Here is a 1,534-nt window from a genome sequence, read left to right on the forward strand (position 1 = left end):
CCGCTCTTCCGATCTCCTAAATCGGCTGAAAACATCTACAAGACGGCGCTTCGTCAACACCCTAAAAACGGCAATGTGCTCAACAACTACGGTACATTTCTGTGTAAGCAAGGAAACGTCAAGCAAGCGGATGAGTTCTTCAATCGCGCTGTCAATCAACCCTATTACTATCTCATTTCAGGCAGCTACGAGAACGCGGCTTTATGTGCCTTAAAAGCTGGCAATACCGTTCAGGCAAAAACGTATTTCAAACGAGCATTGGATCATGACCCTAATCGCGCCCGTTCAATCTTACAATTAGCGAAAATAGAAATAGAACAGCAAGAGTTTACCGATGCAAGAATACGGCTAATGCATTTCCATCAACGTTTTGGACTGCGGGCATCATCGTTAACCTTGTTGGTCGAGCTAGAAAAACAAGCTGGCAATACCGCGTTAGAAAAAAAATACCAGCGCCAACTTAATGACCTGATAGCGCAACAGTCTTAAGTGAACTAACTTTTCAGCTTTAGCCACTTTTGTCGCTGTGGTGCCGTTTTAAACGTCCACGCGACAAAACGGCTGATCTTTTGCCCTTGGCTCATTTCTACGATTTTCATTTCCACTGCGCCTATCTTTTCTAACGTTTTTTGCATCCACTTAACGTTCTCTTTTTTAGAGATCAGCGTGGTAAACCATAACACCTGATTGCCAAACTGTTTGCTTTCAAGGGCCATGTTTTTGATAAATTCAGCTTCGCCACCGTCGCACCAAAGTTCCGCTTTTTGGCCACCAAAATTGAGGGTTGGAGCGCTGGTTTTTGACGGTTCTGCTGCTCGATTTAACGTATTTTTTAACGTACCCTTTTTCGCTTTATTTGCATTCAGGTTGTTGATTTTTCGCTGACTGCCCTGCTCTGCCTCTTGCAACGACTTATGAAAAGGAGGGTTACAGGTGGTAATGTCATAAAATTCTCCGGCCTTTATTACCCCTTCAAAAAAGTGCCGACCGTTGTGTTGAAGACGGCACTCGATATGACGCTGTAGCCGTTCATTATTCGCTGCGATCTTATTAGCGTTTTCCACAGACACTTCATCAATGTCACTCGCCACATATTGCCAGCCGTAGTCGCACACGCCAATAATTGGGTAGATACAATTTGCCCCAACACCAATATCAAGCGCTCTGACCAACGTGTGCTTGATTGATTTACTCTCGTTCGATAGCAGCTCGGCAGCGCGATGAATGTAGTCCGCTCGGCCGGGAATCGGTGGGCAAAGATACCCTTTAGGAATGTCCCACTCTGTCACTTTATAGTGATGCGCTAGTAACGCTTTATTCAACAGTTTGACCGCTACCGGATCTGAAAAATTAACGCTTTTCTCACCACGTGGGTTGATAATTACGCATGGCTTCAATTCAGGTAGAGCAACCATCAAGGCTTCAAAATCATAGCGACCATGGTGCTTATTTTTGTTATGTAGACCGGCTTGGTTAGTCACGGTGTGCACATTCATTGCTGATGACTGAGCCATCGTTTTTGACTGAACCATCG

At 44.9% G+C, this 1,534-nt stretch carries 2 protein-coding genes; one reads left to right on the top strand and one right to left on the bottom strand.

The features are described 5' to 3' along the window. Nucleotides 1–489: type IV pilus biogenesis/stability protein PilW (pilW, locus tag ACP45E_RS12925; RefSeq protein WP_069585077.1), on the top strand; the 489-nt coding region annotated here is incomplete at its 5' end. 5 nt (nucleotides 490–494) lie between these two features. Here pilW and rlmF read toward each other — a convergent pair. Next, nucleotides 495–1,532, bottom strand: a complete 1,038-nt coding sequence (rlmF, locus tag ACP45E_RS12930; protein WP_069585079.1) for a 23S rRNA (adenine(1618)-N(6))-methyltransferase RlmF — start codon at nucleotides 1,530–1,532, stop codon at nucleotides 495–497. Between the last annotated feature and the right edge of the window lie 2 nt (nucleotides 1,533–1,534).

The sequence above is a fragment of the Vibrio genomosp. F10 str. 9ZD137 genome, assembly GCF_049974785.1.
Lineage (GTDB): Bacteria > Pseudomonadota > Gammaproteobacteria > Enterobacterales > Vibrionaceae > Vibrio.